Consider the following 16,752-nt stretch of genomic DNA (forward strand, 5'->3'; position numbering starts at 1 on the left):
ATTTCTCTCCCGTTAGCAGAACAGAAGGAATTGAAATTATGACAGAAGTTCTACTGAAGGAACTCACAAATAGTGATATTGACTGGATATTAGCAACGGGTCGGAGAGAAGAAATTACTGCCGGCACGATTCTCATCCGCCAAGGGGCACCGGTTGATGCGCTTTATATTTTACTCGATGGTGCATTGTCCGTTTCTGTTGCTCAAGCTGACGATAACCCGATTGGTCGAGCATTTGCAGCCTTAGAAGGTGGTGAATTGTCAGGACGGGAGATTACAAGACTGACAAATGGGGAAGTGGTAGGAGAAATGCCTTTCTTAACATCCTACCAGTCTGCAACGACAATTAAAGCTGCGAAAAAATCTCTAGTGTTGATGGTTCCGCAGCAGGAATTGGTGAAAAAACTCCAAGAAGATATTACCTTTGCGGCTCATTTTTATCGCGCGATCGCAGTTTTATTGGCTCACCGTTTAGAGCAAATTGTCAGCCAAATTGGCCAAAGTACCATTGTGTTATTCCAACCGCAAATCCGCGAAATTTTATTTACATTTGCGGAATTAAGCGATAGCGATATCGGCTGGATGATTGCAGCTGGCGAAGCTAAGAGAATTATGGCAGGAGAAGTTTTATTTCAAGCCGGACGACCTGTTGATGCTTTTTATATTTTATTAGATGGCAAAATGGTGGCTTCCACCGCCGAAGATGCTAGCAATCCCCTCACCCGCGCCTTTTCTAATTTAGAAAACACAGAAACCATCGAAACAGAATTTGCCAGATTATCGCGTGGTGACATGGTAGGCGAAACTCCCTTTGTGGAAGCCAGTCCCCCACCAATGACAATTCGCGCCATTGAAGATGCGATCGTCCTTTCCATTCCCCGTTGGCGATTAGCGGCAAAATTGTTACATGATGTGGGCTTTGCTGCCCGATTCTATCGAGTGTTAGCGATATTGTTAGCAGACAAACAGCAAGGAATTATCAATCGCCTGGGTTACGGCAGAATTACATATAGTTCAGGTAAATCTTTAGACAGTAATCTCACTTATGAAGATGAACTAAGTTCCGGCTTCTTAGCGCAAGTAACCCTAGCAGGAACGCGGTTTGATTGGATGTTGAAGCAGTTGAAAGCTAATTGAGCAGAGGGGCAGGGGGCAGGGAGCAGGGGGAGATGTAGACGCTTTGCGGCTTCCCGCAGGGTGGGGGATGAGACAGAAATTCCAATTACCAATTACCTATTACCCATTACCCATTACCCTTTCCCCCATGCCCAATGCCCCATGCCCCATGCCCTATTTATATTTGGAGTCACTATGGTTACGGCTCAAAAAAACAATATATTTCGTAAAGAAGCACTGGATCGCTTATCTTCCCCGGAACGGCTGGATCAATTGATGCAGGTGGTGCAGCCGAAGAAGTGGATTCCATTGGCGGCTTTGGGTTCTTTGGTGGCGGTGGGTGTGGCTTGGAGTGTTTACGGTCGCATTCCCATTACTGTGAATGGACAAGGGGTAGTGGTTTTCCCTAGTAAGGTTGTGCCTTTTCAGTCTCCGAGTTCTGGGCAAATTTTGAATTTGTTTGTGCGTCCAGGCGATCGCGTGAAGAAAGGACAGGTGATTGCAACTATCGACCAAACGGAATTGCAAGAAAAGCTGGATTTATCAAGGGCGAAGCTTTTACAACTGCAAGAACAAGACCGCAGTGCCAATTCATTGCAAGCGCAACGTACAGTTTTGGATCAGGGTGCAACGCAACAACAGCGTCAAGCACTGTTACAAAGTTTAGACACTACTAAATCTGTCACGCCAATTCTGCGGGAGAAGGGTTTAGAATCGATTCGCCAAGAGAGGCGGACTTTAGAGCAACAGTTGGAAACAACGCGCAAGCTAGTCCCCACTTTTCAAGAACGGTTTGAATTGCGGCAACAATTACGGCGTGAAGGTGCTGTGTCTAGTGATACCGTGCTGCAAGCGGAGCAGGAATTTCTCAATAGTAAAAGTCGCATTGATGAAATTCAATCACAGCTAAAACAACTGGATGTGAAAGAAGCCGATGCCCAAAGGCAATATTTAGCGAACCTCAACGCTACTAAAGAACTACAAGCCCAGTTAGCAACATTAGATACTAAATTAGCTTCCCAAGCCGAACAAGATTTAGCGATCGCCACCAATCGGAAAAAAGAAATTCAAGACACCGAAAGAGCGATCGCGCAATTAAAATCACAATTAAAAGATAGAAATAAGGTTATTAGCAGCTTCAACGGTCAAATATTAGAACTGACCGTTGTTCCCGGACAAAGCTTAGAAGAAGGGGCGCGTATTGGCACCATCCAAGCTCAAGATTCCACTGATAAGTTAGTGGGAGTCGCATTCTTCCCAGTTAGTGAAGGTAAGAAGATTCAAAAAGGTATGGAGTTGCAAATTACTCCCTCTACTGTGAAGCGCGAACGCTTTGGGGGAATCGTCGCCAAGGTCACTAGCGTTTCGTCGTTCCCTGTCACCAAAGAAAGTGCATCCAGCGTTGTCGGTGGTGCGGAAATTTTGCAAGGCTTAACCTCACAAGGGCCGCAAATTCAAGTCTTCGCTGAACTCGATGCAGATCCTTCAACTAAAAGCGGTTTTCGCTGGTCATCCTCAAAGGGGCCAGAAGCCAAAGTCACCTCAGGAACCACCACCTCAGTCCGCGTAAAAGTTGACGAACAATCACCAATTTCTTTTGTTTTCCCCATACTCCGTTCTTGGAGTGGAATGTATTAATTGGGCATGGGGCATTGGGCATTGGGCATGGGTAATTGGTAATAGTAATTTCTCCCTTTCCCCTTTCCCCTTTTCCCTTTTCCCAATCCCCAGTCCCCAGTCCCCAGTCCCCAATCCCTCCTCACGACAAATCCTTACTGAACACGAATCATGTGGCGAACTCTTCAATCCCAGCTTGGGCGTAGATTAAAAAAAATTCGGCGGCTGATTAGCCCTCCCGATCGCCGTCGTCGTACTCCTACTCTGTTACAAATGGAAGCGGTGGAATGTGGTGCTGCCGCATTAGGAATTATTCTTGGTTATTACAATCGGGTTGTTCCTTTGGCAGAACTCCGTCTAGCTTGCGGTGTGTCGCGGGATGGGAGTAAAGCATCAAATATTCTCAGTGCAGCCCGGATTTATGGGATGCAAGCCAAAGGCTTTAAGGTCGATTTGGATGGGTTACGCAAACTCGAATGTCCTTATATTATCTTCTGGAATTTTAACCATTTTCTAGTTGTTGAGGGATTTAGTAGAGATAAGGTTTATCTTAACGATCCGGCTACTGGCCCCCGCACAGTTTCCCCCCAAGAATTTGATCAGTCTTTTACTGGTGTCGTCTTAGTTCTGGAACCAAGTACAGAATTTCGCCCAGGTGGACGCAAACCCAGCCTGACAATAGCTTTATGGGACAGATTGCAGAGTTCGTTGGGTGCTTTGGTTTACTGTGTGATCGCCGGATTATTATTAGTAATTCCAGGGTTAGCTATTCCCGCTTTTTCGCAAACCTTTGTCGATCATGTCTTAATTGAAGGCAGAAATGATTGGTTGCGTCCCTTAATTCTCGGCATTATTTTAACTGCTATCTTAAATGGTTTTTTAACTTTACTTCAGTTGCAATTTTTACGCCGTTTAAAAATTAAGTTGGCTGTGGGGATGTCTAGCCGCTTTTTGTGGCATATTCTCCGCCTACCAGTGAGTTTTTACGATCAACGGTTTGCGGGGGAAATTAGCAACCGCGTTCACCTCAACGATAATTTGGCGAATTTGCTTTCGGGGAGATTAGCTACCACAGTGATTTCTATTTTCACTGTCGTCTTTTATGGCGCGGTTATGCTGCAATATGATGTTGTTCTGACTTTAATTGGTCTTGCCTTCGTCATCGTCAATATTACCGTGTGGCGCTGGGTTTCTCGGCAACGTGTCGATGCCAATATGCGATTAATGCAAGAACAAGGCAAAGTTAGCGGTGTCGCCATTTCCGGCTTGCAAAGTATGGAAACCCTGAAGGCTTCAGGGCTAGAGTCAGAATTCTTTTCCCGGTGGGCTGGCTATTATGCCAAATCGATTAACGCCCGTCAGGAAATGGATACTACTAATCAAACTGTCGGTGTTTTACCATCATTTCTCACCTCCATTACCTCAATGCTGTTGCTGGTGGTGGGAGGGTTGCGGGTAATGGATGGCGTACTCAGTATCGGGATGTTGATTGCCTTTCAAGCCTTAATGCAAAGATTCCTCGAACCTGTGAATAGTTTGGTGAGTCTGGCTGGTGAACTTCAGGAAATGGAAGGTAACCTCAATCGCCTAGATGATGTTTTACATAATGCGATCGATCCAGCAGTGAGTGAAGAAAAACCCCTACCAGCAACTTATGATGTACCGAAGGCAAATGTGCGGTTGCAAGGTTATGTGGAACTCAGCAACATCACATTCGGTTATAATCGCTCCGCAGCTCCCTTAATTGAAAATCTTAATCTTTCACTCAAACCCGGTCAACGTGTGGCATTAGTTGGTGGTAGTGGTTCTGGTAAGTCAACCGTCGCCAAGTTGGTATGTGGATTATATGAACCTTGGGCTGGGGAGATTTTATTTGATGGGAAATCGCGAAAAGATATTCCCCGTTCGATTATTAATCATTCACTGGCGCTGGTAGAACAAGATATCTCGATGTTTGCTGGTAGTGTGCGCGATAATCTCACCCTTTGGGATTCGACAGTACCTTTTAGTAATTTGGTTCGCGCTTGTAAGGACGCAGAGATTCAGGATGTAGTGCTTTCCATGCCTGGTGGTTACAATGCTGACTTGGCAGAAGGGGCAACTAATTTAAGTGGGGGACAGCGTCAAAGGTTAGAAATTGCTCGTGCTTTGGTGAATAATCCGGCAATTTTGGTGATGGATGAAGCTACAAGTGCGCTGGATTCTGAGGCGGAGAAGTTAATCGATCGCAAGCTGCGGGAACGGGGTTGTACTTGTATTATTGTTGCCCACCGCTTAAGTACAATTCGCGATTGTGATGAGATTATTGTGTTTGATCGCGGCAAGGTGGTGCAACGGGGTACTCATGAGCAATTGCAGCAGGTGGAAGGGAAGTATTTGGAACTGATTCGCAGTGAAGGCGAAGCGGTTGAGGCGGAGTGAGAGAGGCAAGGGGGCAGGGGGCAGGGAGCAGGGGGAGATGAGGAGGATAATTTTTAACTCAGAACTCTTGTACAGACGCGATTAATCGCGTCTCTGTAAATGAACTACATCTTTTTTATTTCACGTATAGACGCGGAGCGGCTTCCCGCAGGGTAGGCACAGCGAAAAGTTCCTCGTTCGCGCAAGCGTTCTGAAGGAAAGCCGGGTTCCCCGGCGTAGGAAACTTTTCAAGACAAAGGCGCAAAGTAAGAATGCAAGGGGAATATCATACCATTTCTCTAAATTCAGGCTACAGATAATTCTCCCCCTGCCCCCTGCTCCCTGCCCCCCTGCTCCCTATGTGTAGCGATATTTTGGAGAATTGATATTATGTTGGATCAAGTTCGCATTGTTAGCTTGCCGGGAGAATATTATCAAATCAAGGGTAATGAGCCGATTATTCTGGATGATCCGGAGACTATTTGGGTTGTAAAATCTGGTTCATTGGCAGTATTTGCTATTCCACTGAAGGAAGGGGTGGCGGAAGGTACTCGCCGTTATTTGTTTACTACTCGCACCAGACAGGCGATGTTTGGTATTCCTAGCGATTCGCAACCATTACCTTATCAATTGGTGGCGGTGTCGATTGAGGAAACTGAACTTTTAAAGGTTTCGGTAACAGATTTTCGGGAATTTCTGGCTGATGGTCATGGTGAAGCTTTAACTTTAATTGAGGGTTGGATTGAGCAACTAGGACTGGCTTTATCTGTAATTACTCCCCCTGGTTTACCGTTTCAAGAGGAAGGGGTACGATATTTTTCCCTGAGTAATGGGCAAATTTTTCAACCACAGCGCGAGTTGGTATCTTGGGTACAAATCCAAACTGGTTATGCAACTTGGATGGGGTTTGAGGAATTGTTGATTACAGGGCGATGTCTTCGACAACTCCAAGGGAGAACGCAATTTTTGCCCTTGAGTGCAGATATGTGGTTCCAAGCTGAGGATATGGTTGAACTTGAATCTCTCAGTACTGCTGATATTCACGATCCTGATACTCTGCTGGCGGGGATGGCGCACCTGCATATATATGTTTTGGGGAGCTTGTATCTTTTAGAACAGGAGGAAACTGAGGCAGAAGCCCAACGCTTTCAAGAACGCCAACACCTCAATTCTCAGGTGATGGAGGAAACGCTGAGTGAGTTAGCTTTTTTACTTAAACCTGCCGATAGTGGTAATTTTGAGGTAGGAATTGTTAACGATCCTCAGCAAGCTTTGTTGATTGCGGCTGGTGCGGTAGCGCGGACTTTGGGTGTAACCATTCGTCCGCCGGCGAAGTCGGAAGATATGAAACGGATTCAAGATCCGCTACAAGCGATCGCCCGGGCTTCTCGTTTGCGAATGCGAACTATTTCGTTACAAGGTAAGTGGTGGAAGAAAGATAGCGGTGCGATGCTAGCTTACACCATAGAAGATAATCACCCAGTAGCGTTGTTACCTGTATCGGATACCCGCTATGAAATGTTCGATCCCATCAGGCGATCGCGCACGCTAATTAATAGTAGAACTGCGGCGAGATTGGCGCAGACTGGTTACACTTTTTACCGCCCCTTACCAGATAAAGTTCTCAGTACCCTGGATTTGCTAAAGTTTGCGCTGGAAGGACATTACCAGGAATTGATGGTTGTCGTGATTGCGGGTGTGGCGACGACTTTATTAGGGATGATTACCCCCCAAGCTACCGCCATCTTAATTGATAGTGCCATTCCCGATGCCGATCGCGGTTTATTAGTGCAAATTGCTTTAGGACTTTTGGCTACAGCTTTTGGTAGCACTCTATTTCAACTAGCCCAAGGTTTCGCCATTATGCGGGTAGAAACCTTTGCTGATGCTACTACCCAAGCGGCAGTTTGGGATCGGCTGTTGAATCTCAAAGCTTCTTTCTTCCGTAAGTTCTCAATTGGGGATTTAAATTCCCGGGTGAGTGCAGTAAGTCAAATCCGCCAAAGGCTGAGTAGTACAGTTTTAAGAAGTATATTTACCAGTTTATTTGCATTATTAAATTTAGGATTGCTGTTTTATTACAACGGTTCCCTAGCATTAATTGCTTTAGTGGTAGCGCTGGTGAATATTGGTGTCACTTTATTTTCCGGTATTTCCACCCTGCGGAAAGTTCGCCCCTTACTAGAATTACAAGGACAACTCTTAGGGGTGATGGTGCAGTTAATTAACGGTGTAACTAAACTGCGAGTTGCTGGTGCAGAAGCCCGCGCCTTTGCTTTTTGGGGTAAACAATATAGTCAGCAAATTAAATGGATGCTGAGTACCCAAAATATTGAGGATATTGTGGCGGTAATTAATAAAATCCTGCCAGCATTAACCACAGCTTGTTTATTTTGGTTTGCCACTAGTTTAATTCAGGAATCCCAATCAGGTGGTTTATCTACAGGTGTATTCTTAGCATTTAATGCCGCATTTGGGACTTTTATCGGTGGTGCTACTAGTCTCAGCAGTACAGTTGTAGATGTGCTGCAAATTGTGCCATTGTGGGAACGCGCACAGCCGATTTTGGCAGCTAAACCGGAAGTAGACACAGAAAAAGCTGATCCAGGGCGACTTTCTGGGCGGGTAGTAGTGGATCATGTGATTTTCCGCTACCGGGATGACGGGCCTTTAACCTTAGATGATGTTAGTATTCACGCGGAACCGGGAGAATTTATCGCCTTTGTCGGTGCTTCTGGGAGTGGTAAATCCACACTATTCCGCTTATTACTAGGATTTGATGCCCCAGAATCAGGGACAATTTACTTTGATGGGCAAGATTTAGCAGGTTTAGATGTCCATGCAGTCCGCCGACAATTAGGCGTAGTGATGCAAAATAGCCGCTTAACTTCTGCCTCCATCTTTGAAAATATCGCCAGTGGTGCGACAATCACAATGGATGAAGCCTGGGAAGCAGCACGGATGGCTGGCTTTGCTGAAGATATTGAATCCATGCCAATGGGAATGCACACCGTAATTAGTGAAGGTGGAAGCAACCTTTCCGGGGGACAACGCCAGCGTTTATTAATAGCGCGATCGCTTGTTTTAAAACCCAAAATTCTGTTATTTGACGAAGCCACCAGCGCTTTAGATAACCGCACCCAAGCCATTGTCAGCCAAAGCTTAGAACGGTTAAAAGTCACCAGAATTGCGATCGCTCACCGTCTCAGCACCATTCGCAATGCTGATCGTATCTATGTATTCCAAAATGGCCGTGTTGTTCAAGAAGGCAGTTTTCATCAACTCGCCAATCAACCAGGACTCTTTGCTCAATTGATGGCTAGACAGAAGCTTTAGTGGAGTGCGATCGCCTTTCTGCGGTGACAGATTGTCCGCAGTACTTGTCGGTTAAGGGGAAAAAGGGGAATGGGAAAAGGGAAATAATACCAATTTAAAAAAATTATCGTTGATTGTAGGGGGTAGTGCCCAATACTTGTCGGTTAAGGGGAAAAGGGGAAGGGGAAAAGGGGCAAGAAAAAACCTTTAACCCTTACCCTTTAACCTTTTCCCAAACCAAATTAAGAGTTTAAAATCCTTAACCGAGCAGTATTGCGGTAGTGCCGCCCTCTAGAATATATTGATGTGTCGCAAACATTATGAATTGGTATTACGCAAATTAGAAAACAATATCTGCTTTTGAGAAAGCAATATTTGCTTTTGCTTGCTGAATATACTGAATTGAGAAAACAAAAGCTGCTTGTCAGAAAGCAATATCTACTTTTGCTTGCTAAATATACCGAATTGAGAAAGCAATATTTGCTTTTGAGAAAGCAATATCTGCTTTTGTTTGCTAAATATACCGAATTGAGAAAACAAAAGCTGCTTGTGAGAAAGCAAAAGCTGCTTGTGAGAAAACAATATCTGCTTTTGCTGATTAAAAAAGTAAAAAAGCTTAGTAGGAAGCAGAAATTCTAGGCTTAATTACATAGTTCCATTCACCACGAAAAGATTTGTGCTCAATAGCAATAGTATTAAAATCTTGGTCTGTAAATTTGATTCCTGTTTCGTGGCGATTTTTATCTAACTAGCTTCTACCACTGGAATTAAACATCGAAATTATACTTTTTCTTGAGAAAATCTCGAATATTGTCGTTCGGCTGTTCACCATAATTAGAGGCAATTACCTGACTGTAATCCTCAAGATCAATAGACTGGTTAGAATCTAACGCAGCTAGAAATTCTTTTTCTCTGTCTGGTTCCACTAGCAGGAAGTAATATGCCCACCGCCCTGTACTATCCTTGGCTTTCAGTTTATGAATATTATGCCCATTGTTGGCAATATAAATCTCTTTGATACGTTCACGGAGCTTTGATACATTTTCTTCATTCCATACCTTTCTATTTTTATGACAGCGAACTTCATTAACTAAATTAATCAAATTAATGTCTGTAGATTTAATAAGTTCCTTAACTTTCAAAGTAGCAATCTCGTTTGCTGCACGCCTTTGGACTAGGCAAGCAATTGATATTGCTTGTAATTGCTCATCTGGCAACATTGCAGATTGTTGCAAAAACGGAATAACGTTTTCTCCAGACTGGCAATTAGCTCTCACAATTATTTCTATCTTTTCTACGTGAGAAGTAACTGGGAAAGATAGTCCCCAAAACAAATGACTCATTGTGTAAGAGTTAAGGCAATCAAGTCTTAAACATTCAAGTGCGATACGGAAGTTATGATAATTTTTAACTGAGTTCTGCCTTAAGCTAAAACTCAGTGTTTCTGAAATTTGTTTTCTCTTGATCTTTTGTTCAGAAGTAAACTCAGCACCTAATCCTTGAGGTTCCATATCCAGAAGATGGAGCAATGCCTTTAACTGATAGGAGCTACGCCAAAGGTCACGAAGTGCAATTGCTACTGCTGTCAGAGTTACACTATCGACATGATGCTCTGTGGTGATAGCAAGTAGCCTGTCAGTATCAACATCCTGAAAATGCCACCATCCTGGTTTACCATCCGGTTCACGAGCTATCATACTAATCGCAAATGCTGCTGCAATTCTTTCTGCTGCACTTGTCTTTTGGAGCATATAAGACAGTCCATACAGAACTCCCACAAAATTAGGAATCAGCTCAGTCGGAGATTTTTGATGATATGCCCGCATTGCTTCTGCGATACGATATGCAGCAAAAGAGCGTTCAAATAAATCTGACGATCTTAGCCCCTCCAAAACAGCAGTTACAAAGGAGTCGTTTAGAGCATTGTTTGCAAGCTTAACTGTGTCAATTTCTGATGGAATCTCGTTTTTGGGAGAACCACAGTAGTAATGTAAAAGTGCAACCCACTTTAAATGGCTACTATCGCTACATGGAGCCTCAGAATGTAATGCCTGTAGATAAGAAGCCACGCCGTCTATTGGAGTTTGAGCTAAAACCGAATCGACGAGTTTGGAGTACTGACTCTTAGGTAATGAGGGATTTAGTAATGCAATTGCATAAGCTTCGCCTCGAATTTGACTCAAGTGCCCCAGAGGTAGGGCTATGCCATTTACTGCAACCTGAGTGGCAACGTTAAACAATATATCTAAAATACTAGCTCGCTGTGCTGCTGAACTCCCTGGGTTCGATCCAAATTTGTCTGCTATGCCCTGCGGATCAACATGGCGTTGCCATATTTCAATCGTCTTTTGAAGAAAAGCGTCAGGACGCTCTTGTGCAATTGTTCGACAAAGACTTTCAGCAGAAGAATCAGATAATGTAGATAACGATTGAAAAATAATTTCTTGCCCAAGCAAGTCTGGTTCAAAAACAGGTACTTCTTTCTTTAAGATACTTTGATTGATCCCAAAGAGTTGCTCCATTTTTTTTCCTGACCAAGTCTTGGGAGCAACCCGTTCCAACACTAAAGAGTCTATGGGGGCTATGAATGTTGATAAAGCCAACACACAGACACCATTTTCCTCCCCAAATAATCTTTTGGCTTGCTCTACAATCACCTTGGCGTAGTCTTTCAGCTTTTCGTTCCAAGTTTGTGGATACCGACCTGCTAGTGCTAGAAACGCAGGTAGACCTCTTGTATCGGCTATCAATTTTTTGGCTTCATCTTCAGAAATGCTGTGATCTCCACTGCTGTCCAATATATGCTTTTGCTGCTTTTGGTCTTGAAGAGGATACAAAGGAATGCCTGAAAAAGGAATTAGTTCAGTAGCTTTGACAGACTGTAATGGTGTGCCTACTTCTTTTACTTCACCTAATCTGCTCTCTCTTAACTCCTTTAAGCTTTGATCTCGTTCAAAGTTGGTAGATAAAGGTTCAAGGTCAGTGTGAGCCAAAAATAAGATTCTTATGATATTTTCACAATCTTTCCAAGCTAGCTGTGCTCGATACAAAAATGCCCATAATTCGTCACCAAAATTTTCAGCGTTATCAATAACGATTACAGTTGCTTGGCTTGGATAATAGTTAAGTAATTGATATAGCTCATTGATTTCATCTGGAGCGAATCCTACAGTCCATTGTGGATTCTTACTTTGCAACTGAATTAACCACTCTTTTGCTAAACGCGATTTCCCTATACCATGCTGCCCATACAATACCTGCCAACTAAAAGGCTCAGGTCGTTGAATGAACTCTTCTAATCGTCTCAGTTCTACCTCTCGCCCTACGAACTGAATCGGTTCAAAAAAACGACGCCACGCATCAAGCTTGCGTTTAGGAGCTATCAGTAACGTATCAGGAAGAAAATCCTTACCAGTTGTGGAATTTACTTTGTTAGTATCATCTATACTCTTAAGTGACAGCGAAAGATTTCGATCTCCAAGTACCAACTCACAAAAGTCTGGATCTTTGGCTATGACTGAAATGGGTGTTGCCCACAAAGCCTTCTCCGCAAAAGATTTGTTCGTTTCAACGACGACACCAACTAAAAATTCATTTACAAATAATGCAGTCCCACTAATCCCTTTCCACTGATCAGGAGAGTTTGGAATAGGACTAGTAACTTGTAGTCGCAGCTGTCCTAATTTCAAGCCAGAATATCTACTTAAGAATCCTTGAAGCTCCTCAGGATTCTGAAAACCGTTGATTTTCTGAACAACAGGGAAGCCAATGCCTTTTGCTTGTACCTGTGTGTTTACCAATTCCCCAAAATATGTAATGTTTCGCTGATTTAGCTTGAAGCTCGACTTGCCTTCTTCAAGTTTAAGAAGAGCAAGATCATATTGTGGGCTATCCCAACATAAATAACATCCTTCTATTATCCAAGCAGTTCTTCCTTGTTCATAATCTCCAATTAAACGCATATGATAGCGTTTTCCGAGAATTCCTCTCTCGCCAAATGGAGCAATAACATGATGAGCAGTCAGAATAAGATTATCTCGAATCAAATAGCCAGTTCCACCTTGACTACGATGTGGGTCGTGCAGTTCTGTGACTCGGTTAGGATCCATATAAATTAATCAGTTCAGCACTATAAGGCAGACATTTAGCCAGGAAGCTGTTCTTGTAATTGTGAGACTCGGATTGGCTGACCCGTTGCATCAACAGCTTTCAATGTCAGTTTGAGTTTATGCTTGCTAGCATCTTTAATTTTAGAATCCACACCCCCTCCAAAGATATACCAGTTAATTTTTCCAGAAACACCTGATTCGCCTTCTGCAATTACCTCCAATTCGAGTTCAATTGATTGAAGGTCAAATTGCAGACTTTGATTTTTGCCTTTTTCCTGAGCGAGTCTGAGTTCTTCCCGGAGGTTCTCGATCGCGTCACTCAGTTTTATTAAGCTCATAAAACTCCTTACTTTGCATTGTATTCAAACTATTTCCCAGTCCGCTTTTCTAAAGAAAAGCCTTACCTTTCTATTGTGTTTTTAGAAATCTTATAAAAGTATTACTCTTCAGTAGTCTAAAACTTCACTTGTCCATTGGCATTATTTTGATTGTACTTGTCAGCAGCAATGCTCGCCCGACCTAAAAGCATATTAATAACTCGCTCATTATCTGTTTTGAGCTTTCAAAGGAATGCTACCCCTATTGAGGCTTTAGGGACGAGTGCAAGGTCTTTGTGCGGAGCCAGCTAGTTAGATATTATACGGAAATTTTCCGTATAATATTTTTATAAATCCTAATATATCAAGCATTACAGCTACCTTCTTTCTGGATATACGGAAAACTTATTTTTTTAACCCCTGTTTTGGATATTATACAGAATTTTTACGTATATTCACCCTTTACGAGATGATTATTTTGGCTCACAGCTAATAACATTTCTTCTTGGTTGCGATGTCGTTTCTTACCTGTTTTAGTTTAAAATTAAGTCTAGTCTCAACTCCAGTTAATAACGCATCCCACTAAACTTGTGGTGCAGTACATTGAAAGAAAGACTTGAGATTGTCAACCGTGGAGTTACTAACAATACAGGGAAAACCTGCCAGCATTCTGGGATTAGCAGGACAATCGATAGATGATGCTGATGCTGTTTTGTTGGCATTTACAGCCGGAATCAATTACTTTTTCTTTTACAATTCAGAATCTGAAAACTTTTTGGGTGGCTTAAAATCTCTGTTAGCAACAAAGCGTGAACAAGTATTGGTAACGACCGGAAGCGAAAGCCGTGATCTAAAATCTTTACGCCATTACTTGGACTCTGTGCGCCATGATTTAAATATCGATCAGCTAGATATATTTTTTCTGGAATATGTCTCCCCTGCTGACGACATAAAGCAGATTCAGGTAGTACTAGATCAACTTCGTTTGTGGCAAGACTCTGGAGTTGTGCGCTATGTGGGAGTTACCACTCATAACCGAACTATTGCTTTAGAAATCATCCAGCGCCATCAATGTGATGTGTTGATGCACCGTTACAACATGGCACATCGTAAGGCGGAAGAACAGGTATTACCAGAGGCTCAAAAAGCTAATATTCCCTTAGTAGCCTTCACTTGCACTCGTTGGGGAACGTTACTTCAAGGACATCCTTATTGGCAAGGAAAACCACCCACCGCAGCAGACTGTTATCGTTACGCGCTAAATAACTCAGCAGTGCGTCTAGCATTGACTGCCCCAAAAACTAAGCAAGAATTAGTAGAAAATCTTTCTGTATTACACTCACCCCAACTGTCAAATCAAGAAATAGCCCAATGGCAAGAGTACGGTGACTTGATTTACGGTAATGGGCAAGATGCATTTGATACTCAATGGATTTAATATTCCTTGTAGGAAACATAATCAACGTAATTCGTAATTGTGAATTTTAAATTACGAATTACGTAGCTTACTTCTCACCAGAGGCGAGTATTACGAATTAGCGACTAAAACGTCTTTTACCCTGCCTGTGCTTGGCAACTTCTTTGCGCTTGCGTTTTTCCAGAGGCGTTTCAAAGTGACGATGCTTCTTCATATCGGGAAAAATTCCCGCCTTAGAAACTTCTCGCTTAAATCGGCGTAGGGCTGATTCAATGTGTTCATTCTCACCCACTACTACTTGGGTCATTATCTCTCCTACTAAACTAAACTAACTGCTTAAACTGATCGAGCATTCAGTTGACTAAAGTGCAATTTTGTTACACTTTTTGTCAAACTTGAAAATTTGCTGGTAAAGTTTTAATGCTTCAAAGCTTAGTAGCGGTTACGAGAGCCACCATATCCGCCTCTACCGCCAGAAGAACCACCTCTGTCTTCTCTGGGTTTAGCTTTGTTAACTTTCAGGTCACGACCCATCCATTCAGCACCATCAAGGGCTTCAATTGCAGCCGTTTCTTCAGCATCACTTCCCATTTCTACAAATCCAAAGCCACGTGGCCGTCCTGTTTCACGGTCAGTAGGTAGTTGAACGCGCTTCACAGTGCCATATTCTGCAAAAACAGCAGTCAAAGCATCTTGGGTAACTTCGTAAGAGAGGTTGCCTATATAAATTGACATTAGATGATCTCCAAAATTATCACATTCATTGAGACTTAAATTTCGGAGAAAAATCTGTAAATACCAAAAGGGAAAAGCCTGTCAATACTAAAAACAAAAATACTCACCGAATTAATTCTCGTTTTCTAGGATGACATATAAGTTAATTTTTTGCATCCTGTAGATGCTTGGTGAGTTAGTCATGATATGAACACAAGTAGAACTACCTGCCCAAGTCAGTCTTCTCCATAAGGCAATACTTGTCGGTTAAGGGCAAAAGGGGAAGGGGAAAAGGGTAAAGGTTTTAAACCCTTCTCCTTTGCCCTTTTCCCTTTACCCAATCTACATCTGTCAATATTTGTGTGTTGAACTACTACTTATAACCGACTCTTACTGGGAAGTATAATCATCGCAAAATAAGGCACTTCCGCCGGATCGACTTCATCTAAGGGTACAATTCTTTGCTGTGCCATTGTTGCCCGTTCAATATATAACGCCCGCGAAGCTAATCCTAAGTGATGTAAAATATCGCGTACTTTGGTAAAGTGACGGCCCAATTTCATAATTGCGGCTGCATCTGTTTTTAAAAGTTGTGAGATCAGTTCTTCCTCTGGTAGGGGTGCAGGCAAAACTGTGAGAACATCGTTGTAGTAGGTAAAAGGTACACCCAAAGCTACCGGACAAGCCATCAGTGAGGAAACTCCAGGGACAACTTCGGTTTCGTACTTCTCAGATAATCGTGTGAATACATACATAAACGAACCGTAGAAAAACGGATCGCCTTCGCATACTACTACTACATCCCGCCCAGCTTCTAGATGTTCTGCAATGGGTTCAATTTCTTTGTCATAAATTGACTTGGCTTTTTCTGGTTCTAAAGCACGGGGGAGGTGATAGAGTACCTCAATTTGATTCCCTGGAAGGTATGGCGCAATAATTTTTCTAGCAATACTTTCTTTATCTGCTGCTGATTGATACGCAACTACAGGTGAAGCTTGCAGCAGCCTTAGGGCTTTTAGGGTTAAAAGTTCTGGATCGCCTGGCCCTATGCCAATTCCATAGAGACGACCTTTAATTGACATATATTATTCTTCCTCTGTTGCTAGGGCGTTAACTGCGGCGGCGGCGATCGCACTCCCGCCACGCCGACCATGTAATGTTAAAAATGGTACATTACGGCTATCTTCTGCTAGTGCGGCTTTCGACTCGGCTGCACCCACAAACCCCACAGGAAAACCCAAGATGACAGCAGGTTTGGGGCAACCCTCATCCAGCATTTCCAATAACCGGAATAAGGCAGTAGGCGCATTGCCAATGGCTACCACTGCACCTTCGAGATGCTTGCGCCATAATTCCAAAGCCGCTGCCGATCGCGTAGTACCCATTTTCTCAGCTAATTCTGGGACTTCTGCATCGTAAAGCGTACAGATAACTTGGTTATTTGCAGGTAATCGTCGCCTTGTAATTCCTTCAGCCACCATCCGGCAATCACAGAGTATGGGCGCGCCATCAGCCAAAGCTGCCCGTCCAGACTGTGCTGCTGTGGGTGAATATCCCAAGTCAGTGACAATATCCGTCATTCCACAGGCATGAATTAAACGTACTGCAACTTTTGCTACATCCGGAGGCAATATTTCTAGATTTGCTTCCGACCGGATAATGGCGAAAGAATTACGATAGATTTCCTTGGCATCTTGGATGTAGTCAGGCATTGGGGATTGGGGATTGGGGATTGGGGATTGGGGGTT

Annotated in this window: 11 protein-coding genes and 1 pseudogene; 5 read left to right on the plus strand and 7 right to left on the minus strand. The window is 43.3% G+C overall.

Annotation, left to right across the window (positions count from 1 at the left end; genetic code table 11):
* Positions 1–38: 38 nt before the first annotated feature.
* From AACU25_RS17460 to AACU25_RS17475, 4 genes are all read left to right on the plus strand, one after another.
* Positions 39–1,136, plus strand: coding sequence for a cyclic nucleotide-binding domain-containing protein (locus AACU25_RS17460; RefSeq protein ID WP_096577709.1), 1,098 nt, complete (start codon positions 39–41; stop codon positions 1,134–1,136).
* A gap of 174 nt (positions 1,137–1,310) precedes the next feature.
* On the plus strand, positions 1,311–2,753 hold the full coding sequence (locus AACU25_RS17465) for an NHLP bacteriocin system secretion protein (RefSeq protein ID WP_096583845.1): 1,443 nt from the start codon (positions 1,311–1,313) through the stop codon (positions 2,751–2,753).
* A gap of 150 nt (positions 2,754–2,903) precedes the next feature.
* A complete protein-coding gene (locus AACU25_RS17470) occupies positions 2,904–5,153 on the plus strand; it encodes an NHLP family bacteriocin export ABC transporter peptidase/permease/ATPase subunit (RefSeq protein WP_096577711.1) in 2,250 nt (749 codons plus the stop codon).
* Positions 5,154–5,522: 369 nt separating this feature from the next.
* A complete protein-coding gene (locus AACU25_RS17475) occupies positions 5,523–8,468 on the plus strand; it encodes an NHLP bacteriocin export ABC transporter permease/ATPase subunit (RefSeq protein WP_096577713.1) in 2,946 nt (981 codons plus the stop codon).
* 595 nt (positions 8,469–9,063) lie between these two features.
* Here AACU25_RS17475 and AACU25_RS17480 read toward each other — a convergent pair.
* From AACU25_RS17480 to AACU25_RS17490, 3 genes and pseudogenes are all read right to left on the minus strand, one after another.
* Positions 9,064–9,195: pseudogene (locus AACU25_RS17480) on the minus strand (ISAzo13 family transposase); the annotation flags it as partial.
* A 19-nt stretch (positions 9,196–9,214) separates the two neighbouring features.
* The gene (locus AACU25_RS17485) at positions 9,215–12,556 is read right to left on the minus strand and encodes a serine protease (protein WP_096577715.1); all 3,342 of its coding nucleotides are present in this window, start codon (positions 12,554–12,556) and stop codon (positions 9,215–9,217) included.
* Positions 12,557–12,591: 35 nt separating this feature from the next.
* Positions 12,592–12,894 (minus strand): trypco2 family protein, encoded by a 303-nt coding sequence (locus AACU25_RS17490; RefSeq protein WP_096577717.1) that lies wholly within the window; start codon positions 12,892–12,894, stop codon positions 12,592–12,594.
* Between the two features lie 610 nt (positions 12,895–13,504).
* Here AACU25_RS17490 and AACU25_RS17495 point away from each other — a divergent pair.
* Positions 13,505–14,311, plus strand: a complete 807-nt coding sequence (locus AACU25_RS17495) for an aldo/keto reductase (RefSeq protein WP_096577719.1) — start codon at positions 13,505–13,507, stop codon at positions 14,309–14,311.
* Between the two features lie 97 nt (positions 14,312–14,408).
* Here AACU25_RS17495 and rpsU read toward each other — a convergent pair whose 3' ends face one another.
* The 4 genes from rpsU to AACU25_RS17515 all read right to left on the minus strand — a co-directional run bounded on the left by rpsU (position 14,409) and on the right by AACU25_RS17515 (position 16,716).
* The gene (gene rpsU, locus AACU25_RS17500) at positions 14,409–14,597 is read right to left on the minus strand and encodes a 30S ribosomal protein S21 (RefSeq protein ID WP_045870964.1); all 189 of its coding nucleotides are present in this window, start codon (positions 14,595–14,597) and stop codon (positions 14,409–14,411) included.
* 125 nt (positions 14,598–14,722) lie between these two features.
* A complete protein-coding gene (locus AACU25_RS17505) occupies positions 14,723–15,025 on the minus strand; it encodes an RNA recognition motif domain-containing protein (RefSeq protein ID WP_045870739.1) in 303 nt (100 codons plus the stop codon).
* Positions 15,026–15,381: 356 nt separating this feature from the next.
* Positions 15,382–16,086: a precorrin-2 C(20)-methyltransferase gene (locus tag AACU25_RS17510; RefSeq protein ID WP_096577721.1), complete on the minus strand. Its 705-nt coding sequence runs from the start codon at positions 16,084–16,086 to the stop codon at positions 15,382–15,384.
* Positions 16,087–16,089: 3 nt separating this feature from the next.
* On the minus strand, positions 16,090–16,716 hold the full coding sequence (locus AACU25_RS17515) for a precorrin-8X methylmutase (RefSeq protein WP_096716329.1): 627 nt from the start codon (positions 16,714–16,716) through the stop codon (positions 16,090–16,092).
* Positions 16,717–16,752 lie beyond the last annotated feature (36 nt).

The sequence above is a fragment of the Tolypothrix tenuis PCC 7101 genome (assembly GCF_963874875.1).
Taxonomy (GTDB): domain Bacteria; phylum Cyanobacteriota; class Cyanobacteriia; order Cyanobacteriales; family Nostocaceae; genus Aulosira; species Aulosira tenue.